Annotated in this window: 30 protein-coding genes, 1 tRNA gene and 1 pseudogene; 6 read left to right on the top strand and 26 right to left on the bottom strand. The window is 39.2% G+C overall.

The genetic code is table 11. The annotated features are described in order from the left end of the window. Positions 1-59: 59 nt before the first annotated feature. From ACQY4U_RS12150 to ACQY4U_RS12045, 22 genes are all read right to left on the bottom strand, one after another. Complete coding sequence (locus ACQY4U_RS12150; RefSeq protein WP_428329677.1) at positions 60-830, bottom strand: hypothetical protein; 771 nt, start codon at positions 828-830, stop codon at positions 60-62. A 29-nt stretch (positions 831-859) separates the two neighbouring features. Beyond that, positions 860-1,690: a DUF4138 domain-containing protein gene (locus ACQY4U_RS12145; protein ID WP_428329676.1), complete on the bottom strand. Its 831-nt coding sequence runs from the start codon at positions 1,688-1,690 to the stop codon at positions 860-862. A 13-nt stretch (positions 1,691-1,703) separates the two neighbouring features. After that, positions 1,704-2,987, bottom strand: a complete 1,284-nt coding sequence (gene traM / locus ACQY4U_RS12140; protein WP_428329675.1) for a conjugative transposon protein TraM — start codon at positions 2,985-2,987, stop codon at positions 1,704-1,706. After that, entirely contained in the window at positions 2,972-3,334 is a 363-nt protein-coding gene (locus tag ACQY4U_RS12135; RefSeq protein ID WP_428329674.1) for a hypothetical protein, read from the bottom strand. Before ACQY4U_RS12135 ends, traM begins: the two co-directional genes overlap by 16 nt. Before the next feature lie 2 nt (positions 3,335-3,336). Beyond that, on the bottom strand, positions 3,337-3,954 hold the full coding sequence (gene traK / locus ACQY4U_RS12130; protein ID WP_428329673.1) for a conjugative transposon protein TraK: 618 nt from the start codon (positions 3,952-3,954) through the stop codon (positions 3,337-3,339). 25 nt (positions 3,955-3,979) lie between these two features. After that, the gene (gene traJ, locus ACQY4U_RS12125; RefSeq protein WP_428329672.1) at positions 3,980-5,197 is read right to left on the bottom strand and encodes a conjugative transposon protein TraJ; all 1,218 of its coding nucleotides are present in this window, start codon (positions 5,195-5,197) and stop codon (positions 3,980-3,982) included. Positions 5,198-5,260: 63 nt separating this feature from the next. Beyond that, the gene (locus tag ACQY4U_RS12120; protein ID WP_428329671.1) at positions 5,261-5,911 is read right to left on the bottom strand and encodes a TerB family tellurite resistance protein; all 651 of its coding nucleotides are present in this window, start codon (positions 5,909-5,911) and stop codon (positions 5,261-5,263) included. Between the two features lie 4 nt (positions 5,912-5,915). Then, entirely contained in the window at positions 5,916-6,608 is a 693-nt protein-coding gene (locus ACQY4U_RS12115; RefSeq protein ID WP_428329670.1) for a hypothetical protein, read from the bottom strand. Further along, a complete protein-coding gene (locus ACQY4U_RS12110; protein WP_428329669.1) occupies positions 6,595-7,278 on the bottom strand; it encodes a conjugal transfer protein TraI in 684 nt (227 codons plus the stop codon). The genes ACQY4U_RS12115 and ACQY4U_RS12110 overlap by 14 nt, the downstream gene beginning before the upstream one ends. 60 nt (positions 7,279-7,338) lie before the next feature. Continuing rightward, on the bottom strand, positions 7,339-7,713 hold the full coding sequence (locus tag ACQY4U_RS12105; protein WP_428329668.1) for a hypothetical protein: 375 nt from the start codon (positions 7,711-7,713) through the stop codon (positions 7,339-7,341). Between the two features lie 25 nt (positions 7,714-7,738). Continuing rightward, the gene (locus ACQY4U_RS12100; RefSeq protein ID WP_428329667.1) at positions 7,739-10,219 is read right to left on the bottom strand and encodes a TraG family conjugative transposon ATPase; all 2,481 of its coding nucleotides are present in this window, start codon (positions 10,217-10,219) and stop codon (positions 7,739-7,741) included. A gap of 3 nt (positions 10,220-10,222) precedes the next feature. Then, positions 10,223-10,537 carry a DUF4133 domain-containing protein gene (locus ACQY4U_RS12095; RefSeq protein WP_428329666.1) on the bottom strand — a complete coding sequence of 105 codons (315 nt, stop codon included), beginning with the start codon at positions 10,535-10,537 and terminating at the stop codon, positions 10,223-10,225. Positions 10,538-10,548: 11 nt separating this feature from the next. After that, entirely contained in the window at positions 10,549-10,830 is a 282-nt protein-coding gene (locus ACQY4U_RS12090) for a DUF4134 domain-containing protein (protein WP_428329743.1), read from the bottom strand. Between the two features lie 88 nt (positions 10,831-10,918). Then, a complete protein-coding gene (locus ACQY4U_RS12085; protein ID WP_428329665.1) occupies positions 10,919-11,458 on the bottom strand; it encodes a hypothetical protein in 540 nt (179 codons plus the stop codon). Between the two features lie 153 nt (positions 11,459-11,611). Further along, a complete protein-coding gene (locus ACQY4U_RS12080) occupies positions 11,612-12,478 on the bottom strand; it encodes an RteC domain-containing protein (protein WP_428329664.1) in 867 nt (288 codons plus the stop codon). A 114-nt stretch (positions 12,479-12,592) separates the two neighbouring features. After that, positions 12,593-14,518 carry a conjugal transfer protein MobC gene (gene mobC, locus ACQY4U_RS12075; protein ID WP_428329663.1) on the bottom strand — a complete coding sequence of 642 codons (1,926 nt, stop codon included), beginning with the start codon at positions 14,516-14,518 and terminating at the stop codon, positions 12,593-12,595. A 10-nt stretch (positions 14,519-14,528) separates the two neighbouring features. Then, positions 14,529-15,785 carry a relaxase/mobilization nuclease domain-containing protein gene (locus ACQY4U_RS12070; RefSeq protein WP_428329662.1) on the bottom strand — a complete coding sequence of 419 codons (1,257 nt, stop codon included), beginning with the start codon at positions 15,783-15,785 and terminating at the stop codon, positions 14,529-14,531. Further along, positions 15,740-16,162, bottom strand: a complete 423-nt coding sequence (locus tag ACQY4U_RS12065; protein WP_428329661.1) for a plasmid mobilization protein — start codon at positions 16,160-16,162, stop codon at positions 15,740-15,742. Before ACQY4U_RS12065 ends, ACQY4U_RS12070 begins: the two co-directional genes overlap by 46 nt. 176 nt (positions 16,163-16,338) lie before the next feature. Further along, positions 16,339-16,599 (bottom strand): hypothetical protein, encoded by a 261-nt coding sequence (locus ACQY4U_RS12060; protein ID WP_428329660.1) that lies wholly within the window; start codon positions 16,597-16,599, stop codon positions 16,339-16,341. A 70-nt stretch (positions 16,600-16,669) separates the two neighbouring features. Further along, complete coding sequence (locus tag ACQY4U_RS12055) at positions 16,670-17,275, bottom strand: AAA family ATPase (RefSeq protein ID WP_428329659.1); 606 nt, start codon at positions 17,273-17,275, stop codon at positions 16,670-16,672. A gap of 192 nt (positions 17,276-17,467) precedes the next feature. Then, positions 17,468-17,803: a hypothetical protein gene (locus tag ACQY4U_RS12050; RefSeq protein WP_428329658.1), complete on the bottom strand. Its 336-nt coding sequence runs from the start codon at positions 17,801-17,803 to the stop codon at positions 17,468-17,470. Positions 17,804-17,806: 3 nt separating this feature from the next. Then, positions 17,807-18,124 carry a helix-turn-helix domain-containing protein gene (locus ACQY4U_RS12045; RefSeq protein WP_428329657.1) on the bottom strand — a complete coding sequence of 106 codons (318 nt, stop codon included), beginning with the start codon at positions 18,122-18,124 and terminating at the stop codon, positions 17,807-17,809. Positions 18,125-18,391: 267 nt separating this feature from the next. Here ACQY4U_RS12045 and ACQY4U_RS12040 point away from each other — a divergent pair, with 267 nt between their 5' ends. The 5 genes from ACQY4U_RS12040 to ACQY4U_RS12020 all read left to right on the top strand — a co-directional run bounded on the left by ACQY4U_RS12040 (position 18,392) and on the right by ACQY4U_RS12020 (position 20,641). Then, a complete protein-coding gene (locus tag ACQY4U_RS12040) occupies positions 18,392-18,829 on the top strand; it encodes a MarR family winged helix-turn-helix transcriptional regulator (protein WP_428329656.1) in 438 nt (145 codons plus the stop codon). A gap of 131 nt (positions 18,830-18,960) precedes the next feature. Next, entirely contained in the window at positions 18,961-19,161 is a 201-nt protein-coding gene (locus ACQY4U_RS12035) for a hypothetical protein (protein WP_428329655.1), read from the top strand. Between the two features lie 154 nt (positions 19,162-19,315). Beyond that, positions 19,316-19,654 carry an SDR family NAD(P)-dependent oxidoreductase gene (locus ACQY4U_RS12030; RefSeq protein ID WP_428329654.1) on the top strand — a complete coding sequence of 113 codons (339 nt, stop codon included), beginning with the start codon at positions 19,316-19,318 and terminating at the stop codon, positions 19,652-19,654. 62 nt (positions 19,655-19,716) lie between these two features. Next, entirely contained in the window at positions 19,717-20,241 is a 525-nt protein-coding gene (locus ACQY4U_RS12025) for a hypothetical protein (protein ID WP_428329653.1), read from the top strand. Between the two features lie 211 nt (positions 20,242-20,452). Further along, positions 20,453-20,641 (top strand): hypothetical protein, encoded by a 189-nt coding sequence (locus ACQY4U_RS12020; RefSeq protein WP_428329652.1) that lies wholly within the window; start codon positions 20,453-20,455, stop codon positions 20,639-20,641. 385 nt (positions 20,642-21,026) lie between these two features. Here the strand turns inward: ACQY4U_RS12020 and ACQY4U_RS12015 are convergent, their stop codons facing one another. The 4 genes and pseudogenes from ACQY4U_RS12015 to ACQY4U_RS12000 all read right to left on the bottom strand — a co-directional run bounded on the left by ACQY4U_RS12015 (position 21,027) and on the right by ACQY4U_RS12000 (position 23,617). After that, the gene (locus ACQY4U_RS12015) at positions 21,027-21,479 is read right to left on the bottom strand and encodes a helix-turn-helix domain-containing protein (RefSeq protein WP_428329651.1); all 453 of its coding nucleotides are present in this window, start codon (positions 21,477-21,479) and stop codon (positions 21,027-21,029) included. A 126-nt stretch (positions 21,480-21,605) separates the two neighbouring features. Beyond that, positions 21,606-21,795 (bottom strand): annotated as a pseudogene (locus ACQY4U_RS12010) (IS1 family transposase); the annotation flags it as partial. A gap of 235 nt (positions 21,796-22,030) precedes the next feature. Continuing rightward, positions 22,031-23,272, bottom strand: a complete 1,242-nt coding sequence (locus ACQY4U_RS12005; RefSeq protein ID WP_428329650.1) for a site-specific integrase — start codon at positions 23,270-23,272, stop codon at positions 22,031-22,033. Positions 23,273-23,543: 271 nt separating this feature from the next. Then, positions 23,544-23,617: transfer RNA gene (locus ACQY4U_RS12000), tRNA-Pro, on the bottom strand. Positions 23,618-24,173: 556 nt separating this feature from the next. On the opposite strand from ACQY4U_RS12000, the gene ACQY4U_RS11995 reads away from it, so the two are divergent. Continuing rightward, on the top strand, positions 24,174-24,779 hold the full coding sequence (locus tag ACQY4U_RS11995) for an START domain-containing protein (RefSeq protein WP_428329649.1): 606 nt from the start codon (positions 24,174-24,176) through the stop codon (positions 24,777-24,779). The last annotated feature ends 26 nt before the right edge of the window (positions 24,780-24,805 follow it).

The raw sequence follows: 24,805 nt of genomic DNA, 5'->3' as shown, positions 1-24,805 counted from the left end.
AAAAAGTATTTTTTCCTTTTTGTAGCAAGGTTGATTAAGAACCGTTTGCTATATGTAGTTTAAATACTCATTTTACTTTTACGCGACTGCTTTTTTGCAGGCAGCTCCTCCTTCTGCTGCTCCTTTTCTTTTAGGTTTTTTACAGGTTTTTGTGCCGCTTCCAACACTTCTTCGCGTTTGATCTTCTTCATTTGGTGATCGTACAGATCAACTGTTTTGAACTGCGGATTGGCAGATATGAAATACTTTTTATCAGAGCCGTCTTTTGATACAGTGACCTGCTGCGCATTTCCTTTTTTTAAGGAGCGCATCAGTTCTTCTTTAGCTTTAGGATTTTCCATTTCTTTGATGCCTTTACCAGCAAGCACCTTATCGATGTCATAACCATAATTCTCATGGTAATGATTAATCTTCCTGTTACCACTTTCGGTCAGGTTCTTATCGTCAAGGGTTAGCCAGGCATTGTATTTTTGTCCTTCCAGGTTATACAATTGTTTGTGCACAGCCCGTCCCTCCATGAGATTAAAAGCTTCTTTAGCAGTGACACCGCTGCCCTTATTGATAAAGAAAGTTTGATTGATATTCTTTGCAGGATCATCTTTGTGGCTAATGGTTGCGTCGTACTTATTGAAAAAGAACATGTCCTTATTATCGCCTGCTTTAAAATGCAGCGTATAATCAATAGTTTTCTGGTTGAATTCGTGTTGTAGGCTCAACTTAAATTCAGGAGCGTTTGCAGCGATCTGTTTGTCCAGTTCTGCATTCAGTTGCTCGCCGAACCCCAGGTTCAGCAAGCTTTTTTTCAAAAATTCAGCATTTTGCGTGTTCATAACTTAATGATTAAAAATTAAATAAACAGTTAATTGGATATATGGGCAGCAAGGGTTACCGGCTGCTGCATTGCCGGGTTAATTGTTTTTAAGTTGTCGAAGTCTTTTTGTCTGACCCGCAGATATAAATGGCGGTTGCCGTGGCGCTCGTAGAGTTCTATATTCAGTGCCTGGTCTTCCGAAAGCGAAAAGCGGTGAAAAGCAAATATTTTAGCTGTTTCCTGGCGCTCGAGGATAGTCGTATGCCGGTTTAAGGTGGCATACACCGGGACAATTTCCTGCTCATGGGTTGCCATCCTGGCTACTGTTTTCAAGTCCCTGATATAAAAACGAACGAAATCTATTTCATGGGACAGCTTGGAACGATTGCGAATATCCAGCCTGAAAAAAACCCGGTTGCCTGCTAATGATAGTTTATTGATCCAGACCTTTACCCCTCCTGTTTTCTTCCTGTCCACAACAGCTGATCTTTTCCCCGCGGCAAGCTGATCACTTATCAGTGCATAGCTGGTTTGCGAATCCTTCATCATCGTGACGGTCAACGGGGATTGTTCGCCGATCTCGATACGCCTGCCAGCACGTCCGTAAGAATATGCGACAGTTATAGGATAAACTTTATGCGTACTAAGGTCCTGCACATTTATCACGGATGTAACGAACCCTGACTTTTCAGCCTTTAAAGTAATCAGGCCGTGCTCTTTCTGCGCAATGCTAAAATCAGCGGGCTTTTTACTGATGATCTTTACAGGAGATCTGAAAAACAAGGCGGTTGTTTTATCACGGCTGATATAGGCGGTATCCTGCGCAAAGGAGCCCGTCACTGTTACTGCGAGGATTAAAATGATTATTAACTTTTTCATGGTATTATTTTTATTAATTGTCCCTTTCGTTACTGTCTTTAAGCAGGACTGCATAACCTGCTTTAACTTTAACTTTGGTCTGTTTTACCTTATGGTTGAATAATCCCTTAGCGGCTTCCACCCCTGCGCTGGCCGCCTGTGTACCGACGGATTGATTCATTGACATGAGTTGCATAGACTGAACCGCATCGCCCACACCGTTTTTAGCAGCATCGCGGCCAATAGATCCTGGCACATATAAACCTTCTATTCCATCCAGATCATAAACCGAAAGGGAAACCGGCAGGATATCATTCAGGTAGCGGATACTGGTGATCTTAATTTCCAGGCGTTCATCATGGAGTGCGCAGGTGCCGTAAACAAAACTTCCTTTGGGAATCATCCGGCCATTGACATAAATGCCATCTTCCAACCTTAATTTGATAACTGCGCCGCTAACCAAAGTTTGATCTTCGTGTACGACGGCCTGAATTGTATTGCCTGATACCTGACCGTTCCCGGCAGATTGATGTTTTTTACGCTTACCGTCACCATCATAGGCGGCGTACTGCACCGGCATTTGACTATTCGAATTGTTATCATCGTTGTCATCACCGGCAGCCAAAACGGGATAAACCCGCTGATGGTTCTTCAACGATTCGCTTCTTGAACGGCTATTCGCATTGCCTGGGTTTTGAATATCATTGATCTGTTGCAGCATTTGGGTAAGCTGCTTCAATTCAGGATCATTGCCACTTCCCCCGCCAGCGTTCATGGCTTTCATCATGAGTTGAAGCCGTTTAACATCTGCTCCCGATTGTTCCCCCTGGCCGGAACGAGTGCCATAATCGGGGTTTTCGGGCTGACTGATCTGGCGGTTAATCTGCGCCAGCTTGGCCTGAATTTTTGCTTCATTCGCATCGGCTGCTACCGATGCACCTGTTAAATTAACAGGAGAACTTGAAGCCATGGAGTCTGTATGTTTTGCTTTTGTATCCTGAAAACCCATAGCTTTTACGAAGCTTTGGCTTACGCCGTCAGCCGACGAACGTGACGAGTCCTGCTTTTGAGTTCGATAGACATCCATTTTATCTGGCGATTTCTGGTCTTTGAATTGTGCCTGCGGCAGGCTCGCATTTAACCCTTTGGCTGCACCTCTATCGTAGACCATATTATTTTGTTTGCCTCCGCCCAGTGCCCAAAATCCCATGGTGAGGAATGGCAGAATAAGTAAGGGGATAATCATATAGAATTTTCGCTCCTTCAAAAATTCGGGTGAATGCAGCGGCATTTGGCCGCTTGTTATTGTTGCTTCCATGATCTGATTTTTATGGTTAAAGAATCTGTTATTTGATTGTTATTAATTTTTTGATGCGGTATTACGGACGGCATACCAATGTGAGCAGCTGAATAGTTTTGGACCGGTTGCAGCGGAATCATATAAAGTGAATTACAAAGTCCTGATAACAAAATGGCGGTTATACATAATCCAACAGTTAAGACCATCCATTTTTTTTGTCTAACGGAGCACGCATTAAACCACTTCCCCAGGATTATCGATAACCGGTATTGAAACCCGATTAATTTAGTTGCAATGATCGCAGCCAACCTTTCATTTACTTTTAGTACAGCATGGTTCTGTTGCTTGCTTTTAAATAAATTCATAGCTATTGATTTTGTAAAGTGGTGTCCTTGTTAGCTAAAGTTTCCCAGTGCAGGATCAAAAAACCATGCGGGTTGTTATCTGAACGGGTTACGTTTCTTAAATAACCTTGTGTTACCAGGCTGCGGTTAACGGTTGATGTGGCCCGGATCAACTTCTCCGTCGCATAACATTTGAAATAGTAGGGATATTGGTTAATATCCAATTGAATGCTGTCCACTGTAAGCTGCTGACTGATATTGCCAGATATGAGGTTATTGTAATAGCTCTTTTCCTTGAGGTCGTTATACTGGTTCTTAGCACTTTCATCAGCGAGGTAAAGCGCTTTACCCATATTGGCATCAATTACTTTTTCATCGGGATCAAGGGTGAAAAAGTAATGGTGGAACATCCTTATATGATCCCTTGCCTCAACCGGGATATTATCTTTGCGGTCTGCAGCAAAAGCTTCCAACGCCTTGCCATTCGCCAGGATATAAACATGATTATTTGCAATATTTGCCGCCTGGTAGCTTTTAAAAAGCGCGAAGCAGGAAATCATGGTACATGCCGCAATGAGCAGGTAGCTGAACAGCTTGATATGCTTAAAAGCGGTATCGATATTTTTGAGTTGTGAAAACATAAGGGAAAAATTTAAAGATGAATGATTATGCTTTTTGAGGATTTATTCTTGAGGCTTGCTGACTGTTTGCGCCCTGCTGTTTATCCTGGAAATAAGGCTTGGAAACGGCGCTGTCGGCCATACTTGCACTGGTATTCGAGCGTTGGTTGCCAAAAGCATCCGCGAGCATACTGCTGCCGGAACCACCCGCACTCATAACTGACTGACTCGAATTGCTGACCAGGCTGTTGACTTTTTGCAGCAAACCATTCCCACCGCCTGCATTGACGATGTAGTTCGCTACACTCGGTACGGTGAAATAGCCGATAATTCCAATAATTAAGAAGATGAGGTAAGCGGTATCGGTTGAACTGAAGAATGTATCACCGGCGCTCTGAACCTGTGTAATATCCAGTTTCAGCATATTCTCCTGCACCTTTCCTATAATGGCACCGAATATGTTGGCAACCGGCAGCCAAAGAAATACATTGATATATTTAGCCAGCCAGACGGTAAGCGTATGCTGAAACCCGTCAAATACGGCTAACCCAAATACTATCGGCCCTAAAATGGCGAGGATGATTAAATAGAAAGTACGGATCGTATTGATACATAGTGCGGCGGCTTCATAAAGCACCTGCAATACTTCTGACATCCATTCCTTGATGGTATTGCGGAAATTATAGGATGCCTTGGACATGGCAAATTTCATATCGTTGCCGACTCTGGCAAGCATTCCTTCATTAGAGCCAGTCGGATCATCCGGATGAGTATATTTATACCACTTATCCCGGTCACCATCCCCATCTGCTCCCACGTACATTTGCCAGGTGTCTGTCTTTTCTACGGCTGCTTCTTTTGCTTTTAACAAGGTTGCAATAGCTGCGTCTGAATTTTGAACCATGCTACCCGTTGCGCTTACTGTAGGTGACATGATCCCGTTAATAATTGTTATGACCGTGGGGAATAAAAGGATGGATAAACCCAACGCAAAAGGGCGCATTAATGGATAAAAATCTATTGGCTCTGCGTTGGCTATCTGCCGCCAAACACGGCTGCCTATATAAAAAAGCGCACCAAATCCGGCTAATGCACGGCCTACGCCGATCAATTGGCTGCACATCGGAAGCATATCATTATACACCTCGTTTAATGTGCCTTGCAAGCCCTGAATATCGGTTGCAAGTCCGTCTGCTTTGGAAAATAAAGGAAAAGCTATCCCCGTTACCGCAAGAATTGCGGTTAAATAAATCTTCTTTTTCATCGTATTTATTTGTTTTTAAGTGGTGATGAAGCTTCCATAAATGGAGGTTTCATAAAATTCCGATTAGTTATTCATACCATAAAGCTGTTTCAAGGTCTGGGTGTCGCCAATTTCCTTACTTCGCTGAAGGCTGAGTACGACGCCTTGCCGGTTGAAGTGCCGTAGGAACTGAAGCTTTTCGGAACTGCTGCCGTAGATCCGGTCAATAGCTTTCATCCGCTCGTCGTCGGACATACGCAATTTACCCGCCGTTAACACATTGATTAGTTCATTGAGGTTCTCCAAACTCTGGGTTACCAATTGTGTGTAAACATCACTCATGTAACTCAATTCACTTGCGCTAAACGTTCCGCTTTGCCGGAATTGCTTGTAAGAACTTTTATACTCGATGACCAAGCTGGCCTGTTGGGTAGTTATTTCTGCGATCCTGCCATAATTTCTAACCGTTGGGCTGATGGACAATAAACCATTCAAATAAACACTATGCAGGTCAAAGTTCCCTTTGGATAATTGTGATATAGTGCCGTAACCCTGTGTATAAATCTGATAACCTGTTTTCATGTCTGTAAGGATGCCTTTTAGTTGGGTCAGCTTTTCTATATCCAAAATCAATTGCTGCATTTCCTGCGCCTGGGCCTTACTTTTTTTTGCACTTCCAAGACAGGTTAAAAGCACCAGCGTGGTAATAATATATTTTAAATGCTTTTTCATCATGCTATTATTGAATACCATAAATTTTCTTCTCGGCTATAACGTTGTTGTTTTCCTGTACTCGTTGGAAGGCATAAACTTTAACCTGATCTGCGAATGATGAAGCAAAGCGGTAATTATCCTGCATGGCTTTATGAATGACACCAATATGTTTTAATCTCTCCTCATCACTCATTTGCAGCTTATTATCTGTCACTACATTTTGCAATTCAGTTATTTGCTCGTTACAGTCATTAATCAAGGCTGATTTAACCTGAACCACATACTTTTTTTCATTGTCGGTTAGATTTGCTGTTTTGTCCAGGTTACCCATCCGGGTAAGGATATCCTTTTGCCATTGCAGGATATCGCTTACCTGCTTGTTGTTTTTTACCACAGGGCTAACATGCTGCAGGTTATTGTAATAAGTGGTGTGCAACCCATTTTCTGAAGTAAGTGAGCCATTGATAGAACCCAAACCGTTATGAGCTATATTGTTCCCTAGTTTATAATAAGCTGCATAGACTTGCAAAGCGGCGATTTGCTGTAATAAATACTTTTTCTGTGTATTCTTCTGGTCAAACCATTCTGCAAATGTTTGGGCCTTAACCTTTGTGGCAAATGCTGATGCCGTTACGGTCATGATGGCAAAGGCAAGTAATTTTTTACTTTTCCGGCGGATCTCATCCGCCGGAACTTTCAGGCGATTAATTGATTCCATAAAGCTTTTTGATTGATTGCGTATCGTTTAAATCCTTGCTGCGCCCGAGGCTTAATTGAATACCCTGATTATTAAACTGGTGCAGATCGTTATAATTCTCGTCGAGGTGATCACTTGCATGATTAATTAACTCCAAACGCTGTTCATCTGTCATTTGCGTTTTAGCAGGGCTAACAACAAGCATGATCTCATCTAAATTTTTGACGCTGGCATCTAATATTCCTGAATAAACCTGCTGCATATAACTTAACTCCTGCGGGTTAAAATGACTATCCTGCCGGAATAAGCTCCAGGCTTGTTTATATTCACTAACCAAAGCCGCCTGTTTCATGGTTATATCTTTGATCCGCTGGTAGGTTACAATAGCTGATTTAATCATTCCTAATTCTGTATAGTAGTTGCTATACAATTGCTTTTGCTGTTCCGTCCAGCCCGAAATTTCAGTCAGTTTTGTTTTGGACATTTGGTTTTCAATTACCTTTTGAGCATTTTGAAGCCAGATCGTTTTGTTCTGCATCCGCTGAACTTTCAGGTCGATTGCTTTTATCACCTTAGTTACTGTTTGCTTGATAACGTCGCCAATTACAAATTGGGCATTAGCTTTATTCACAGCTAAAAACAACTGGATTACTGCCATCGCGAAGATGATTTTAACCTTTAAATTTTTCATAAAATCCTCCCATGCCCTCGCAAAACGAGAGTTTAAATTTTGGAAATAAATGTTTGACGCTTAGTTAATCTTTTGGTATTGAGTGCCTTTCAAAGACAAAGAATGTTTTTCCTTACCAAAGCTAATTTGCCGACCAAGATCGGTTTCAGATAAAATTTTTTTATCAGCGTTCCAAGTCGCCTGCCACTTTTCATTTTTGTATTGTTTAGGTTGTGTTATCTGATTGCGAATTTTTTGAAAGCCAGTTTTTCGTTCAATTTGATAACTATTATTAGATTGATCTATCACAGTAATAATTAACGTATCAGATGCTAAACTATACTCGCTTTTTGACTGATTGGTATATGTGCCGGACAAATCTTCTTTACTTGCTTGATTACTACATCCAATAAAAACAGTGGTAATTAAAGCGATTAAAATGGTTGATGCTTTCATAATTATGGTTTTTAGTTTATGCTACTTATTCTAATTCTTCCCTGACAATTGCGGCTATGCCCAATTGCATACTGCCATACTTCTTAGCGTAGGCATGGACTTTAGCTTTCTCCGCTGATTCCGTGGTATAAGTCCAGTATTCCTCACGGCTAACTTCGGTACGGTAAACCTTAGATAGTTGGCCATTAAGACTAATAAAGACTTCTTTGTATTTTAAATTTTCATCGTTATTCCGGTTCATGCTCATAATTAAGGCGGTTTCCTTATCGGTTATCCCTAACAATTGCTGAATTTTAGGAAAGTCGTTCTGATACTTACGCTGGTCAAATAATATTTTGCAATCACTGTTATTAATGATGGCCTGTTTAACCACTGGTGAACTGATTATATCTTCTATATCCTGCGTAACCACTAAAGCTTCACCAAAATATTTACGGACGGTTTTAAAAAGGTATTTAATATACTCTGCCATTCCTTCCCGCGCAATTGCTTTCCAGGCTTCTTCAATCAGTATCATTTTGCGCGTGTCTTTACTTAGCTTGCGCATTTTGGAAACGAAGGTTTCCATGATGATTAAAGTAACGACCGGAAATAAAATAGGATGATCTTTTATGTTATCTAATTCAAAGACAATAAAGCGCTTTTGCAATAAGTCAAGATTTTCTTTTGCATTCAGCAGGTAGGCATATTCACCGCCTTTGTAATATGGTTTCAATACAAAAAGCATGTTATCGATATCAAAACGAATATCCTTCACTTTTGATTGCTTCATCGTTTCATAAAATTCATTAGACAGGAACTCATAGAAGCTATCGAAGCAGGGAAATATTTCGGTTTGAACTTTCAGCTTCTCATAATAGTGATATAAAGCGTCTGATATGGCGACGTATTCAGACCGTTGCACACCCTCATCCTCCTTTTTCCACAAGGCGAGTATCATTGCTTTGATACTCTCTCTTTTTTCCGTGTCCAGGTTATCACCTTCAGGAACGTAAAAAGGATTAAAGCTGATCGGTTTATCTTCTGTATAAGTAAAATAATAACCGCCTACAAATTCACATAAGCCCTGGTAGCTATGGCCTACATCAACGATAACCACATGGGAACCTTGTTCAAAGTAGCTGCGCAGCATGTGATTGGTAAAGAACGATTTACCGCTGCCCGACGGACCTAATATAAATTTGTTCCTGTTAGTAGTAATGCCCTTTTTCATCGGGTCATCGCTGATATCAACGTGTACCGGCTTGCCCGATAAGCGGTCGCCCAGGCGAATACCGCAGGGGCTTATGCTTGACTGATAATTTGTTTCCAGATTCAAAAAGCAAGTAGCTTGCTCGACGAACGTATCAAATGTGTCATTCATTGGGAAGCTGGCTTCATTACCAGGTAATCCTGACCACCATATTTGTGCTGCTCCGTCTGTTTCCTGTTTTGGCTGCGCATCCATCTGTGCCAATGATGAACTTACCTTATTTTTAAGATCCTTCAAACCAGCGGCATTATCCGTCCATGCCAATATGTTAAAGTGGGCTTTTACTGGCAACCGTTGCTGACTAATCGCTTCATTTAAAAAATCATGTGTCGCATCGCGACCAATAGCGTTTTCGCGGGAATAGGCTGAGAGAGATTGAAGCCTCAATTTCTTGGCTTCCAGCTTTTTAATGGTCTGTTGACTATCCCCGATAAATATGTATTGATTATACAAATGGTTACATTTCAGCAAAGTCCCTATTGGTGTGGCAAAGCCTGTACTGAATTTCGTTTTATCTGTACTGTACTTATCGTAAGTGATCCGTGGCCCGCAAAGCGCGGGCAGGTCTTCCACATCGCTAAGGGTGTAAAGCTGGCAATGACTGTCGCCAATTCTGATCTCGTCCTCGATATGAATATCTTTTAAAACGGGGGCTTCATCTTTATTCAACAAAAAACAGTATTGTTCCAAAATGCCAGGATTTTGAAGGGTGCCTGTTAATTCATCATCTGTCAATCTTTTCAATGAAATTAAACCACTGTCTTCCAATACCCGAACGAATTGCCCTGCGCTGTCTAAAAAATCGCGGTATAATTCATCGCAGGTAGTTTGAACGGGTACGATGCGTTTACGCATTAATACGCTGGTCGCACTTGAATATTGTTTAAATTTATCCGGCTTCTTCGTCAAATAAATATGGCAGTGATGATGAAGGTAAGCCCGTTCATGAAAGTAACGTTCACTGGAATGTGACAAAAACGTTTTAACATTCGCACCGTTATTCTTAGCAAATACTGCTTCGTACTGCTCATTTATAAACCAATCCTGTTTATGAAATATGCTATTTTTGGGCAATAGCCTCAAAGCTTTGATCAAAACCTCGTGAAATGCCAGGTACTCATCGTTGGATAAGGTGAATATTTCAGGCAGGTTAACTTTGAAGCCAATGGTCAAATCACCTTGCACGGAGATCATACATTGATGTTCTACCTTATATACAGGAAAAACCTGTTCTGCTTTGCTATGTGTTGCCATTGTCTATTTTTTTAATTTTAGGAAGACCTTCCGGGTCGTGAATTTTAAATGGTTAGGCAGGTAACGTCTAGCTGCTTTTTTCATCAGTCCATGTTCACCATATTTGTGGCTTAAATTGAAAACCTGATAAAATAATGCACTTCCCAAAACGGCAATGATCAAAATGCAGTAATGAACAGGTACACCAAGCAAATAAATTATCGCGAAGCCGACCAATAAGATAACCAGCCCACCTGCCAGATAGCCGATGTATTGCGCTTTCAGCCCCTTAAATTCAATCGGTTTATTAATGCCCTTGTTAATTTGATATAGTGCCATAACTAATTCCGTTAAACCCCGAAAAATGATTTTAAGACAGTTGCAACTACCACAAGAAAAATACAGCTACCGAACCAGCTGGAAGCGACTTTTCCGGTGTCATGTTCGCCATCATTCCACTTTTTGAATACTTTGATCGCGCCAACCAAGCCCATTATTGCGCCAATGGCATACATTAAACTTGTGCCGGTTGAAAAGTAACTTTTGACCTGGCTTGTGGCTGCTGTTATCCCCGAATTACCATCCTGTGCAAATAGTGACAGACTAATTAGGATCAGGCTTATTGTAGCCATTACGTGCCTGATAAAACTTACCGCGTTTATGCGGCTTTTGAATTTTTGAACATTCATAATGATTAAATTAAGTGTGAATAAAATGGTGTTATGCCCAGGTTCCCTGCAGGTCCGTTAAGAGTAGCGGGAACATTAGCCTTTCTTTGGAGATTTCAACGATCCTGTTTAGTGTAACCGGCAAATCAATTTCGTCCTTAAACCTTTTGTAAGAATCTATTAAAATCCTAAGCAGTGTAATAAATTCATGCTTATTATCAATATCCTGAAAAGCTGCAATGAGATTTCCCGCTTCAAATTCTAACTCTTGAGAAGGTGAATAGTGATTCTGATAATCTGAAACTGGTGTATCTTGAATTGTAGTTACACTTTCAGCTTCATCGGTTGACGAATCCGCGAAATACAATTCTTCGGATTTTGATAAAGAAACGCCGTTATCCATTTTAGCTGGCCCCATTATATTAGTCGTTAAAGGATGGGCATTTGGAAATAAATTTGGGGAGTTCTGTTTACGATTAAGCAGGCTGGAGATTTCTTGCTGATAATAGCGAAGGATTACATAACCGTAAAAAGAAACGGTCAGGATAATGATGGCTGCTATGTAGTGCTGCCAGGAGATTGAAGACAACATATTGCTTTGGTTTAAAAACCGCCGCCCCATGCGGCGATTCTGAAAGCAAAGATTGAAGTCCCCAGAAATAATTTTTCACACCTTGTACCTAAGTTAGGTGTTTTATTTATTACAATTAATTCTAACTAATTGATAATGAAAGTATTAAAAAATCTAAAATTTAAGGGAATGCTGCTGATTATTCTCCACATCGAACTTATCTTCAATTTTTCGGAGCAACGCTAATTTCAATTTGTCTAAAAAAGAGGTACGTTCTTTCTTGCGCCTGGCAATATCCGCGTATTTATGGTAATAAGACCCAAGATCCACCTGGAAAATCGTTTGAAACAATGACATCACTGCCTTAATTTCCACATTGCCATTGTTAAATACCCCTAAGGCGACCAATGCATACAGCAATTCCACCAGATCTGTTTTGTTGGCGGTCCAGGTAAGCGAAAGATCAATAGGCATTTCGCTGACTGGCATACTGCTATTGAGGATTTTGGCTAGCTCAAGATTGAGGTAGTCCTGATATTTCTCATTTGCCATTATTTTGGAAAGCTTGTAGTCATGACTCGTTGAGTAAAGCTCATCTTCTTCAAAATCCTCCAGTTCCGCCTGGACGTCAAACCCGCCACGGGTAAAGTATAGCTCATCCAATTGTGAAGATCCTGAACGGTAATATTGATAAAATGCCTGGTTATGGTCGAAATACCTTTTGATATCAATAAGTTGAAAATTGATGTATTCCTTAAGTATCTCATCACCACCAAGCGGCTGCTGGATAATGAAGTTGTATACACTGATAAAGTAAATGTACTTACTGTAAAATTGTGGCTTAACCGTCTTAAAGAAATGAATTTCTTCCTCCTTATTTTGAAAAGCATAACTGGACACGTAACGCTTTAATTTACTCATTGCCTTTTTACAAAGGATGATCGAAGCACGGTACTGTTCTGTTAAGGATTGCTCATTGAGAGAGGTTTCATTTAATTGATTTTCTAAAGCGCTGAAAAGTCGTTCGGCAAATGTTCGCATAGTAGTAAGGCCTTAAGGTATTTAATAATACGTACGGCCTAATTAAGATGTTACAACATTTGTTAACTATTGATTAGTAAAATTATAACTTATTAACTATTAAGCACATAAAATTTACGTATTTTTATGGATGATATTTTTAATATCCTCTTTGATCTGGTAATAGTTTATTTGAATAATGGCTGGATCAATCTGCCGGATAATTGGAATAGGCGTAAAATTTAATTCCTCAGCCTTCATAGCTTCGTGGTTATTTTGAATTTCGCTATGAAAAGTTTTTAATTCAATTTTATTATCCGGATCATCTGCTACCATTCCGACAAATTCACCGGAAGAAAGTCCTGATATTTTTGAAGCAGGTATGGCATAGTCCAGTTGAACAGATTTACTAATGGAAGTATCCTGGCTATTCATCGTTACACTTTCCTTTTCCTGGTTGATCTTGCCAAAGCGTTCGGACAATTGTTTTGCCGTATCGCCGGTTACTTGCCCAAAAATCACGTTACCCACTATATTTAAAATCACCTCCGCCTGCTCACGGCCATAGTCTTTCTTTAACTGGCTGTAATCCTGAACCGCCAGTGTAACGGCTACTTTGTTCGAGCGGGCTGTAGCAATGAGGTTATCGATGCCATTAAAATAAATGGTAGGGAACTCGTCGAATATCATACTGCATTTATGCTGGTTCTTACGATTAACCAATTTATTAATACGGTTGATATATAGGGATAAAACTGCACCATAAACCTGCGATTTTTGGGGATTATTAGCCAGGCAGACAACTTTAGGCTCCTCCGGATTGTTAATGTCCAGTGAAAAATCGTTACCACTTAATACATAATAAAGTTGGGGGGAAGATAAACGGGCTAGGCTGATCTTTGCACTTGCCACCTGTCCTTCCAGCTGCTCAAATGCTTCGTTCTCCCAGGCGGATACAAAAGGATTGATCAATACGTCAATTTCCGGCTCCTGCAACAATACTTGAAAGAGGTCTTTATAATCCACCTGAGCGAGTTCGATTACGTGCGGCAAAGTACAATAACGACCATTTTCATATTTCTTCAAAAACCACATGATAGCAGTAATAAAGTTGATCGGCGATTCCACGAAAAAATCCCCTTGTTTTTTGATCCATTCCCGGTTCAGACCGAGCATAATGGTGCGACTGGAATCTATCGCATCCGTAATATCCACCATCGTATGCGGTTCTAGTGGATTGGCCCGGTGCATGATCTGTTCCAGGTTAATTACATACTGAACCGGCTTAACTGTATATAAGTGACCATATTTGAGTAAGGCATTATAAACAATTTTAGTTAGATCATCATATTTGAAGTCATAAAGCAACATGGTAAATCCCTTTTGAATGTGCTGGGTAATGATATGCCGGATCACAAAATAAGATTTCCCTGAACCGGGGCTCCCTCCGATCAAAGTGCCCCGAAACGGATTGATGATATTGATCCAGCTTTTACGGCTTTTGCCTTTAAGGTTATAGATAGCCTGTAGATTGATGGAGTATTCATTTTCGATTAAGCGCTCTTCCTGTGGGAACGACTCATTGTCTTTGTTAAATATGTCTTTGCCCAGGTTCAATTTGATCATCCTGAAAAGCAGACCTCCCCCGCACATCATTAAAATATATCCTAACGAGCTTAAGCTGATATAGAGGATTGCTATTACACTATATGGGTAATTTATATTTAATACGAGATTGCTGATAAAGTAAATTATCAATCCTGATATACAATAAGTAATGATTGTTTTAATCCTGATCGTTTCGTCCTTCTTACCTTTGCTCCCAATTAATGAAGCCAGTAAAAATAGCAGTGCAGCTGCTTTCGCATACAAAACGGTTTTAAATATTACCATTTTGGATAAAGGTAACACTACATGATTAACCAACGGTTTTGTTAAACCCCATTCCTGAAAAGCGGGATAACATGATAAGTAAAAATGCACGATCAATATTGCTAAACTCAACAACCTAGTAAAGTCAATGATCTTTCTTAGTGCTTGTTCATTTTCTCCGGTTTGCATAATCTAAAAATTAAAGTGAATGACCTTTTCTTTTTTTCTTCCGTTTGTTTTGTTTAAGCCTGCCGATGGCGGCCATGTCCTGTTGTTCCTCCTTAAATAGCACATTCATAAAGGATTCTTGATTAGCATTTGATGCGGTCGAACCTGAAATATTGTCAGTAAATTTGTGAGAAGAGAAATCTTTGTTTGGCTCTTTTAAGTTAGTCTGATTCAGGGTTGTATTTTCGTTTTTAAACCAACCTGTAAGAGAAGCAGCACTATAGATTTTGCCAAGATCACTGCCGTTAAATACAACCTTTGATTTATGGTCAACGAACGTGATTCCATATAACCGGCCTTCTTCGTTTTGCCGGAATATGACTTGAATACCTTCCGTTTTCAATTGGTTTTCAAAAGTAGATTTAGACAGAGGTTTTAATAATGTTCTATCAAGTTTAGTTTTTAACTGCTCTTTTAAAGGTTTACGGAGCATTTCATTTAGCCGAAAACGCTCTTCAAGTGTCTTCAATGTGGGCTTGCCATAGATGCTGCTCGCCTTAATAGGCACACCAAGTTTGTTACCTTTTCCGTCTAAAGCCCAATAAACCAGCCCTTTCTTTTCATACATTCTTGAATCTTTAGACCCACGATCTGCGGTAATATTGTACTGATTGAGTACGGCATTAAGTTCTGGAATGCTGGTAAACTTATAGGCTCTGACCACCTCGGTTACGACATTTGTAATCGATCTTTTGATTTCTGACTTCCCGTAATCGACTTGTTCCAATGCCTTGCTAATAATTTTTTGCTGTTTTCCCTCATCCTCCGCTTTTATAAGATTGTATTTTAATTCAACTTGTTTACGGGAAGTTTCCGAAGCCCTGTTAGCCAACAAATGAAAGCTGATGCGTTTACCATCGGGCTTAATGTTAGTTGTTACGATATGTAAATGAGGATGCCCTGCATCATGATGCTGATACACTAAATAAGGTTGTTTTCCAAAACCTAAGCCTTCGATGTAATCATCTGCAATCTGCTGAAGGATATCATTATCCAAGTTTTCACCAACTGCAAAATTTAACGAAACATGCAAGGTGTTGACAAGGGTAAGCTGGTTACGTTCGGCAAGATCTGTCAGCCTTACCAACTTGTCGTTAAATGTTAGATCGGGCGGGTCTTTAAGATAACCTTGTGCTAAAATCAGTTCTGCTTTGCCCAATCTCACTTTATGTTCATTGTAGTTTATTGCACCGATGATGCTTCGTCCGGTTTTAATTTTTGCGACCATAATTCTGAGAAATTTTGCATCCGCTCTTTGATTTGAGTAATTGCCGGATCAACCTTACTTCCAATAATCGAAAGTAGATTAAGCCATACTCTACTATCTCCATGTCCATGGGCACTGTTAATTTGCCGGACCGCCTGATTAAGATTATTGCCGATTGCATTTAACTCTTTTCGGAGTAAGGCGAGTTCTTCCAGGATTTCATCCATCGACTTATCACGGTAATTTACGTTGATTGGTTTTTCGAGTAAAACACATCTGATATACTCACTTAATTTAAGGAAGCGCGTTTTCTTAAACTTCGTGTCAAGCACCTTAAATTCGTTAGGTTTGAACCTCGTGGTCACTTTTCTTAATCGGTTTTCTTCTTCATTTTCCATTGCTGTAATCTTTTAAAATCCGACCCTGGAGGATTTTTCCATGTCCCCCGACTGACTTTGGAAGGAAGGGGCAAGATCCGTTTGTCCGACAAACGTTTATCTTGCTGATTGCTGTTAAGAGGCAATCTCATCCTTCAAGACTTTTTCAATCTGCCAGCATTCCGTTAAGACCTGCCTTATGTTGACTTCTTTAATTTAGCTTCTAAGAAGAACTTTAAGGCATCTATGCTAATGTCCTTTAAAGACGCATCATACTCTATTCCGTAAGATTTCATGCGCTTTAAAAGCGTCTTTGGAATCCAAACATTTAACTGCGCCTCATCCTCTTTCACTGTCGCGCTTTGCCTGATTGGGTGGACTTCCTGTATGGGCGTTTTGGGAGTGTCCTTTTTAAGTTTGTCCGCTAACCCGCCCAGCTTGTCTTTATAATCTGTCATTGTAAACCTTTATTTAATTACCTCATTTCATAAGAGAATTTGACAATTACACAAATATGTAAATTAGTAATTATGCACTGATGCGGTTAACGATTTCTTCCGCTAAAGATGTTATTTCCTCTATGGCTTTGTTATCGCTTCCTTGCAGCACCCCTGCGGTAATTGACGACCTTGCAATGCTCACCCGGTCATGTATCATGGTTGCCAAAAGGGGAGTTTCCATGCTTTGCAAAAGATTGCTCACTTCTTTGGTTATACCTGAGCGTGGTTTAATCATATTCATTACAATGCCAGCCTGTATGTCCGGCTTTTTAACCTGCGCATCCTTCAATAAAGCGATAGTTGAGCGGATAGCCATTACGTCAAAAAAGCCTGCTTTAGTGGGTATCAATATAAAATCCGAAAGGCTGAATAATTCAGGTAGTTTGTTTGACAGGTAAGGTGGGGTATCAACTATAACGAGGTCGTAATCCAAACGTTTAATTTCCTGCAATTGGTCATTACCTACAACTGCCAGGCCTGGCAACTCCTCTTTGATTTGAAAAAGGCTGCCCTGCAAATCCGTATCAACCAAAGCAACGTTTAATTGATCCTGAAAACACACTGCTAAATTCATTGCCAATGTGCTTTTTCCTACGCCCCCTTTTTGGTGGGCTACTGTGATTATCTTTCCCATGTTATGTAATTCTAAATTGTTATAAATACATAATGCTGTAAATGCACAATGCTGTAATCTTTTAATACATATTTCTTCATTTGCAGAAGTCTTTCAATACATATTGCTGTAAACCTGTATTTCAACATTTAGAGGTTTCTATACCTACATAATTCTATAATTGCATATTACTGTAAATACAGAAATCTATAATTATGTATCAGGGAAGGCTATTCGTTTTGCTTCCTGACGTTCCAATAATTTTGTTTGCTGAATAGTATTGTAAATCCAGTCCTTTGCTAAAACTTTCCAATTTTTCTGCGGCCTGCCGGTTACGGTTTTCCATTTCATTTTTTCATAATGCTGAAAAAAATTTTGGGCATCCGGCAAAGCCATGCTTTGCTGATTGAAATAAATTGCCACATGGCTGATAAGCGGTGGGAACTGATGGCCCATTCCATGATTGGTAGAATCAGCCAAAATGTCATCAAAAGCAGTGTTTACCTTATGCTGCTGAATAACTCGCCGTTTTGCCCTACGCTTTAACATTATTTAGGATTTTATGACGGCTGCTGTCTCCATCAGCCCTTCTATTTTGTCGGCGTCATAATATGTAACCTTGCCTAATTTTGTAAAAGGAATTTTCCCGTTATCCCGCAAAGCCTGTAGCTTGCCGTGCGATATATTAAGCATCTTACGAACCTCCATAGCTTTTAACCATTTTTTGGTCTTCCCGCTCACTTGGTCTTTAAGCACAGATTTAATATCGGAAAGCAAAAGGTCTTTAAATTCTAAAAGGTCACCAACTGTTATCAATTGGTCACGAAACATCTTTCCCTGTTCATCGAAATGTGAAATAGCTTTATCCATAATCAATATTTTATCCGACAAAATTGCAAAGGAACATTTTAAGTTTTTCACCACTTGTACATAACTTAGGTGTTTTTTTTTTGAGAAATTCCAATTAAAAAGCGGGTTTATATATACACCATTTCAATTCAATAAGCTCAAAATGGATAACGTCAAATAATAAGACAACTCTAAATTAAGGGACACTAAATTTTTAATTTTAATCGTCTATTTTTGTAACGAATATTATTCCTTTAAAAATTTTTAAAGTCCAGAAAAAATATAAATATGGAAGTAGCAGTGGGAAATGAGGAGAAATTCTTATCCGTTATGTTTAGCTTAAACAATGCGATAAAAAGTGAGTCAGAGTATTGTTGTAAAATTTGTGGTGATCTTAATGAAAAGGAACTTTTCATTATATCTTTTATCGGGGGGAAACAAAGTGTCAAAATGAGTGATATAGCTGATTTTATACAAGCGCCCCTTAGTACATTGACTACCATCGTTGACAAACTCGTCACTAATAAATTCCTATTACGGTATAATTCTAACGACGACCGGCGTGTTGTTAAAGTTGAGCTTGACCGGAAAGGAAAATCCTCTTATAAGGAATTTCAAAACAGGCGAGAAATCGTGGCAAAAAAGGTATTAGGCCATTTAACTGAGGTGGAGCAGGTAACACTTATTGCTAATCTCACTCAACTCACAAGTTCAATACAGCTTTAAAATTTTTTTGCTGATTTATTTCCATACCCGTACTATTCCCTAATCGAAATAAAATATAAGATCATTTCGCTAATTACTTCGATAATCGTAATATTGCACAAACGAATTAAATATCTTAAACTAAACAAAAAATGAAGACGCTGAAAATCAAACTATTTGCCTTCTTAATGGCTGCGGCATCTTTAGTAAATGCACAAGGAAAAATCGCGGAAAAAAATTCCGAAGTGCAGAAAAACAAAGAGACCGTGATCAAATTCAACACAGAGTATTGGCAATCCGGAAATGTAGAAATCAATAAAGAATTGTTAGCGGACAACTATGTGAGTAAATAAATCGAGTATTGAAAAAAACAAAGATGTTGTAATCAAATTCAAGACACTTGGGCTTTGAGCAATTTGCCACAAGTAATTCAAGCGATCTAAGCCAATCGAGGCGAAAAAATAATACTTATAAGGACAACAATTAGTAACAAAAAAGGATAGAAAAATGAACGAAAGTATATTAATCACCGGAGCAAATGCGGGACTTGGGAAAGAAGCTGCCCGTCAGTTAGCATTGAAAAGAGAAACGAAAAAGGTAATTCTTTTCTGCAGGAACCAAGCAAAAGCCGAGGCAGCAAAAAAAGACCTTGAGGCCCAAACGGGAAAAAGGATTTTTGAAATCGTAATTGGCGATGTTTCAGACATCAATTCGGTAAGAAATGCGGTAGAAAAAATAAAAGAACCTATTGATGCCGCAATTTTAAATGCAGGTGGAATGGTTGGGAAAACTGCAGAGAACATGACGCGTTCTGGTATGAATCTATTAGCCGCCACCAATATCTAGGTAATGTCATTTTAGTAGAGGAATTACTCAAACGCGATTTGTTAAAAAAAACAGTGCTATTCGTGAGTGCCGAAGCTGTACCCGGCGTAAAGAGCCTCGGGATGAAACCGGTTACCATGGCGACTTCTTCAGTAGATGAGTTTGCCGGGGTTCTTAATGGAACCTATTTTGGCGATAAATTCGATTTAACGCAAGCATACGGATACGTTAAATATGCAGGAACGATGTGGACGTTAGCCATGGCCAGAAAATATCCTGACCTCAAATTTGTGGTGATGAGTCCAGGGAACACGAAGGGAACCGGTGCACCGGATAGTTTGCCCGCGCCTATGCGCTTTATGTTGAAATATATTATGATGCCTATTGTATTTCCATTGTTAGGAGAAATGGTTCATAGTTTAGAAGTAGGGGTAAAACGCTTTGCCGACGGCGTTTCGGAAGATAGATATAAAAGCGGCGTTTTTTATGCAAGTAAAGAAGACAAGTTATCGGGCGATGTCGTTGACCAGAGTACTTTTTACACTGATCTGAAAAATATTAACTATCAGGATAACGCCTATGAAGCAATTCACCGTTTCATCAAATAGGCTCGAAAAGTAATCCAAATATGAGGCTACATAGGGTCACAACGATGCAAAGCGGGAGTTATTTTAGGTTTGTTTTGTGTTAATTAACATTTAAATCAAGTCGAAATTGAAAAAAGTAAAAGAAAATGGATGGGAGCGTATTCAAAGAAATTGTTTAGAACTGTAAAAGGCTACACTTCTGATTGAGAGAAAGCTGATCCGAAAAATAAATATGGGTGAGAAACTGGTATTGAAGATACACCTGACAAGTTGCTCCTATTGCAGGATTTTTGAGCAGCAAAGTTTAATGATTAATAAATTGGTTCATGATTTGTTCGACGCGCCTAAAGCCACCAAACTTGACAACGGTTTTAAAAACAAAGTACAGGATCAAATCATGGAAAAGTTTGAAGAAAATTAAGTCGCCAATTGAGGGAGTGGGATTATGGCTCCTTGAAATTGTTAGTGTATCTCAATAAGCCTGCCTCATAAAAACTAAATTTGCTGAAGATGACTTCAACGGAAGCTGTCAAGGGTAAGTGCCGGCCCTAAAAAACAAATACAGCGCACTCATTTATATACCCTTTAATGCTTTCGTTGTGCAGGATATCTTTGCGTGTTGCGGTGAGAATATGATGAAATTTATTAACCAAGTCTTCGCAGGTATGCCGAGGTACGAAGGCATTTCTGCGCTGTTAAGCGAGGCTGGTGACGAAATGGAACCCGGTGCGATAGCGCGTGGTGCAATGTAGGAACCTGCCACAGCGATTATAGCAGTCCACTATTATTTGCTATAACGCTTTAAATTAATGTTTAGCTGTGTGAAGTTGCTTAGAAGTATTTATCAAGTTTGGATTAGTGTAATTTTCAGCAGTAGGTATCAACTTATATTGCCTGTTAAAAGCTTCCTGTCTAACTTTAAAATAATCAGCCAGTTTTCTAATAACTTCTTTAGACAGCCCTTTTTTATAGTTTAATATATCAGACACATAACCTTTACTAATGCCCAGTATATCAACTAAATGCTGCGGTTTCAAATGATGATCCTGCATAAAGGAACGTAGTAAGGTAATAGGGTCGCTTTCTTTGAACGTGTTATTTTCTTCATCGAATTTTTCGATCAATAGCGTTAACAGATCAACTTCATCCTGTATTGCATTATTAATTCCACCAGAGAGCAAGCCTTCCAATTGGTTACAATACTCTTCGTATTGGCTTTTATTTTTTATGACGGTATATCTTAAAAATGTTGTTTCCATCTTTAATAAAGGTTAATTGTATACTGTTCGCCCTGTTTGCAAACTTTATCATATTCCACATGAGTTCCCATCCCGCAAAAAAAGCCACTTATTAGGTGGCTTAAAGTTATAAATAAGTAAGCAGATTTAATCTGCAAGCTTTACGATCTCTTCAATAGTCATAACGTCCTTTGGTAATCCTGCTTCCATTGCTGGAGTTACTTTTAAGGTTTTATGTATTTTAGCTAAGTTGTAATAAACACAGTGTAAATCGATAGCAATCATTATCCATCTTCTTTGAGAACGAATTTGTAGGCCTTGTAAACCTACGCATGTTCAAACTGAGACTCTATCTTCCGGCAGTACAGTTTTTCCGCCCAACATTAGGAATGAGTTGCGAAATTCCGAAAAATGCCCCGCAGGGCAAGAGACTTTTTGTCCGACAAAAAGACATCTTGCCCTTCAAAAATCAAACAGATATTTGGTATATCAAAAAAGGTTTTTTTAGGCCCTTCTCAAATATGTCGAATAAAATTTGCTTTTCATAATAGTATCTTGCTCTTTACTATTGATTATGCCTGTTTCAGGCGTTCTCTTAAGATTTTCATATCAGTACTAACCTTCTTTTTCTTGACCTTAGAATAGATCTGCGTTGTCCGAATGCTAGAATGTCCAAGCATTTTAGATACACTTTCCATGGGTACACCATTCTCCAAAGTCACGGTAGTTGCAAACGTATGCCTCGCAATGTGATAGGTTAAAGAGAAGTTCAGGTTCGCCATTTTGCTGATAACTTTTAGGTAGCGATTGGTAGCCTGGTTTGAATAGATAGGAAAGACGGTACCGGTATAAGATGCCATTGGATGGCCTCTATATTTTTTGATTAGTTCGATGGCTTCAGGCAACAATAAAACATAAAATTTCTTGCCGGAAAAATTGGCCGTTTTTTGCCTCACCATTTCGATCCACTTTTCGCCTTCTATATCGGTTACTAAGTGTTCACTATTCAAGTTGCACACATCGGCAAAAGCCAAGCCTGTATAACAGCTAAAAACAAAAGTGTCTCTTACTATCTCTTGTCCATGAATATCGAAATTCAAAGCTTTGATAGTTTCCAATTCCTCCAATTCTAAACACTGCCTATCCTTGTAGATCATGTGCCGCTCGAAACGAAGGAAGGGGTCTTTAACTATCCAGTCGTTCTTCAGCGCGATGTTGATCATCTTACGTAGCCGTTCGATGTGTTTCATCACGGTGTTGTTCGTACAAGGCCGCTGGCCTTTATCGGGTTCACGTTGACGTAAGTAAATTTCGAAGTCAATTATGAACTTATAATCTAACTGGGATAAAAAGATGTCCGTACGCTTTTTTCGTTTAACCAAAAACTCTTTAACATACCGCTCGGTACTGTAGTAGTTTTTCATCGTGCCTGGCTCCAGAAGCTTTTTGACCTCCGTGTTATGATAGTTCATTAGGAAAAGCAATGTAGTTTGCTCTTCCTCGCCACCGCTTTCCAGAAAAGTTTTGATGCTATCAGCAGTCAGGACTTCTTTATTGTAACGCAGGGTGTCATAAGCTAAATTAATCTCCGTGCGCATCTGCCGCACCTTTTCCTGTACTTCTCTTAATTCCTTATCGGCTCCAATTACTTTTTGAAATTTATGATCCCAGGATATCAACTTGAGCCTTCGTTTCAAAGAAATGTCGACGAACTTCTTGTTAATGGTGATTCGCACATACAAGGGGGCGATCCCTTTGCTTGCTTTATCCTTTTTTAGAAAAAAAAGGATACTGAATGAATTTGTTGTTTTCATACGCGGTTTTACTTATTTGATATTATCCCCGTCGACGCAAATACATTTTACGACAAACGGATTAAAACACGAAATCAGTTACAAGCAACCCCGGGTTGCGAGTAAAAACGCATTGAACAATTTTACAGATTAAAAAGAGGGTGCGAAATAGGGCATGTAGAAGTTTGTATTAATATGGATTACTTTGAACTATAATTTTGCAAAATCCATAAAAAAACCCTCTAAATCATACAATTTAGAGGGTTTTGATACTACTTGGTATCGCTTGTTGTCGGGGTGGCAGGATTCGAACCTGCGGCCTCCACATCCCAAATGTGGCGCGATACCGGGCTACGCTACACCCCGTTTCTTAATGGTCTGCAAAGGTAACTTTTAAAACCACCACTGCAAATCTTTTTTTAAATAAATTGCAATTAATATTCTTTGTTCTAAGGTGCTTAAGGATGATATAAAAATCTAACATTTCAATAGGCATACAACCCAATTATTATAGCTTCTATTAATCAACAGGTTACCTGTTTAAACATGGAACTTGCTGTTAAACATTAAAAAATTGATTGCTGTTTTATTGATAAAAGAGATTATAAATTATTTTACCGCAAGGGTTAATTATTTACAAACTGGTGTTAACAGACCACCTGATGATGATAATTGCAAGGGCAATAGTTGAAATTAAACCAAGAATTACAATCGTCCAAAATAAAAACTTCTTCATTATCATTGTTAAATTAAAGATAAGATAAGGCTATGCAATTAGGTATTCGTAATACGAAATAAAACTAAATGCTAAATATATTAAATTTTAAGTAATAAAATTACCTTAAAACTATATTTCGTTGAACTTTTATGGTTTATTAACGTTATTTAACAAATCATCTGCAATTATAGATACTTTACCCTAATGAAAAAGCTGCATTTAATAATATTGATACTCGCGTTGCCCGTTATATGTATAGCTCAAAAGTGGGAATTAAAAAAAAACGAGGATGGCATTGCAGTTTACACCGCAAAACTACAGGACGAAAAATTTAAGGAGATAAAGGTGATCTGTGAATTTAAAGGTACCATTGCCCAATTGATCAAGATCATGCAGAATGTTGATCATAATAAAGACTGGATCTACAACAATAAAGTATCCTACCTCATCAACAGAAAAAACAGGGACACCCTTACTTATTATTCAGAGGTTTCACTCCCCTGGCCGGTAAGTAACCGTGATTTGGTTATGCAGCAATGCTTTATCAGGGATACTGTAAATAAAGCTCTCAGGATAGAAGTAAAAACAGTTACTAACGTTATGCCGCCTAAACCTAAATTGGTGCGTGTACCCTACTCGTTGGGGCTGTGGACGGTTAAAACCATGCCGAACAATAAGATCAGGATTGAATATATATTTAGTGTTGACCCGGGTGGTTCATTACCGGCATGGGTAGTTAATTTTTTAGCTACTGCAGGGCCATTTAATACTTTTAAAAATTTAAAAGCATTAATAGAGACTAAAAAATAGTAAAAGCCCTTGCGGGCCTTTACTTA

The sequence above is a fragment of the Mucilaginibacter sp. genome (genome assembly GCF_965277465.1).
Lineage (GTDB): Bacteria > Bacteroidota > Bacteroidia > Sphingobacteriales > Sphingobacteriaceae > Mucilaginibacter.
This window is presented reverse-complemented; position numbering and strand designations above follow the sequence as displayed.

Coding starts and splice junctions, on each gene's coding strand:
- ACQY4U_RS12045 (WP_428329657.1), bottom strand. CDS start 18,124: ATGGATAAAGCTATTTCACATTTCGATGAACAGGGAAAGATGTTTCGT.
- ACQY4U_RS12080 (WP_428329664.1), bottom strand. CDS start 12,478: ATGCGAACATTTGCCGAACGACTTTTCAGCGCTTTAGAAAATCAATTA.
- ACQY4U_RS12115 (WP_428329670.1), bottom strand. CDS start 6,608: ATGGAATCAATTAATCGCCTGAAAGTTCCGGCGGATGAGATCCGCCGG.
- ACQY4U_RS12005 (WP_428329650.1), bottom strand. CDS start 23,272: ATGAAAACAACAAATTCATTCAGTATCCTTTTTTTTCTAAAAAAGGAT.
- ACQY4U_RS12060 (WP_428329660.1), bottom strand. CDS start 16,599: ATGACAGATTATAAAGACAAGCTGGGCGGGTTAGCGGACAAACTTAAA.
- ACQY4U_RS12120 (WP_428329671.1), bottom strand. CDS start 5,911: ATGATGAAAAAGCATTTAAAATATATTATTACCACGCTGGTGCTTTTA.
- traM (WP_428329675.1), bottom strand. CDS start 2,987: ATGGAAGCAACAATAACAAGCGGCCAAATGCCGCTGCATTCACCCGAA.
- ACQY4U_RS12100 (WP_428329667.1), bottom strand. CDS start 10,219: ATGGCAACACATAGCAAAGCAGAACAGGTTTTTCCTGTATATAAGGTA.
- ACQY4U_RS12110 (WP_428329669.1), bottom strand. CDS start 7,278: ATGAAAAATTTAAAGGTTAAAATCATCTTCGCGATGGCAGTAATCCAG.
- traK (WP_428329673.1), bottom strand. CDS start 3,954: ATGTTTTCACAACTCAAAAATATCGATACCGCTTTTAAGCATATCAAG.
- ACQY4U_RS12090 (WP_428329743.1), bottom strand. CDS start 10,830: ATGGCTACAATAAGCCTGATCCTAATTAGTCTGTCACTATTTGCACAG.
- ACQY4U_RS11995 (WP_428329649.1), top strand. CDS start 24,174: ATGAAAAAGCTGCATTTAATAATATTGATACTCGCGTTGCCCGTTATA.
- traJ (WP_428329672.1), bottom strand. CDS start 5,197: ATGAAAAAGAAGATTTATTTAACCGCAATTCTTGCGGTAACGGGGATA.
- ACQY4U_RS12095 (WP_428329666.1), bottom strand. CDS start 10,537: ATGGCACTATATCAAATTAACAAGGGCATTAATAAACCGATTGAATTT.
- ACQY4U_RS12150 (WP_428329677.1), bottom strand. CDS start 830: ATGAACACGCAAAATGCTGAATTTTTGAAAAAAAGCTTGCTGAACCTG.
- ACQY4U_RS12105 (WP_428329668.1), bottom strand. CDS start 7,713: ATGAAAGCATCAACCATTTTAATCGCTTTAATTACCACTGTTTTTATT.
- ACQY4U_RS12035 (WP_428329655.1), top strand. CDS start 18,961: ATGAAGACGCTGAAAATCAAACTATTTGCCTTCTTAATGGCTGCGGCA.
- ACQY4U_RS12135 (WP_428329674.1), bottom strand. CDS start 3,334: ATGAATTTATTTAAAAGCAAGCAACAGAACCATGCTGTACTAAAAGTA.
- ACQY4U_RS12145 (WP_428329676.1), bottom strand. CDS start 1,690: ATGAAAAAGTTAATAATCATTTTAATCCTCGCAGTAACAGTGACGGGC.
- ACQY4U_RS12070 (WP_428329662.1), bottom strand. CDS start 15,785: ATGGTCGCAAAAATTAAAACCGGACGAAGCATCATCGGTGCAATAAAC.
- ACQY4U_RS12055 (WP_428329659.1), bottom strand. CDS start 17,275: ATGGGAAAGATAATCACAGTAGCCCACCAAAAAGGGGGCGTAGGAAAA.
- ACQY4U_RS12085 (WP_428329665.1), bottom strand. CDS start 11,458: ATGTTGTCTTCAATCTCCTGGCAGCACTACATAGCAGCCATCATTATC.
- ACQY4U_RS12065 (WP_428329661.1), bottom strand. CDS start 16,162: ATGGAAAATGAAGAAGAAAACCGATTAAGAAAAGTGACCACGAGGTTC.
- ACQY4U_RS12020 (WP_428329652.1), top strand. CDS start 20,453: ATGGGTGAGAAACTGGTATTGAAGATACACCTGACAAGTTGCTCCTAT.
- ACQY4U_RS12015 (WP_428329651.1), bottom strand. CDS start 21,479: ATGGAAACAACATTTTTAAGATATACCGTCATAAAAAATAAAAGCCAA.
- mobC (WP_428329663.1), bottom strand. CDS start 14,518: ATGCAAACCGGAGAAAATGAACAAGCACTAAGAAAGATCATTGACTTT.
- ACQY4U_RS12040 (WP_428329656.1), top strand. CDS start 18,392: ATGGAAGTAGCAGTGGGAAATGAGGAGAAATTCTTATCCGTTATGTTT.
- ACQY4U_RS12050 (WP_428329658.1), bottom strand. CDS start 17,803: ATGTTAAAGCGTAGGGCAAAACGGCGAGTTATTCAGCAGCATAAGGTA.
- ACQY4U_RS12030 (WP_428329654.1), top strand. CDS start 19,316: ATGAACGAAAGTATATTAATCACCGGAGCAAATGCGGGACTTGGGAAA.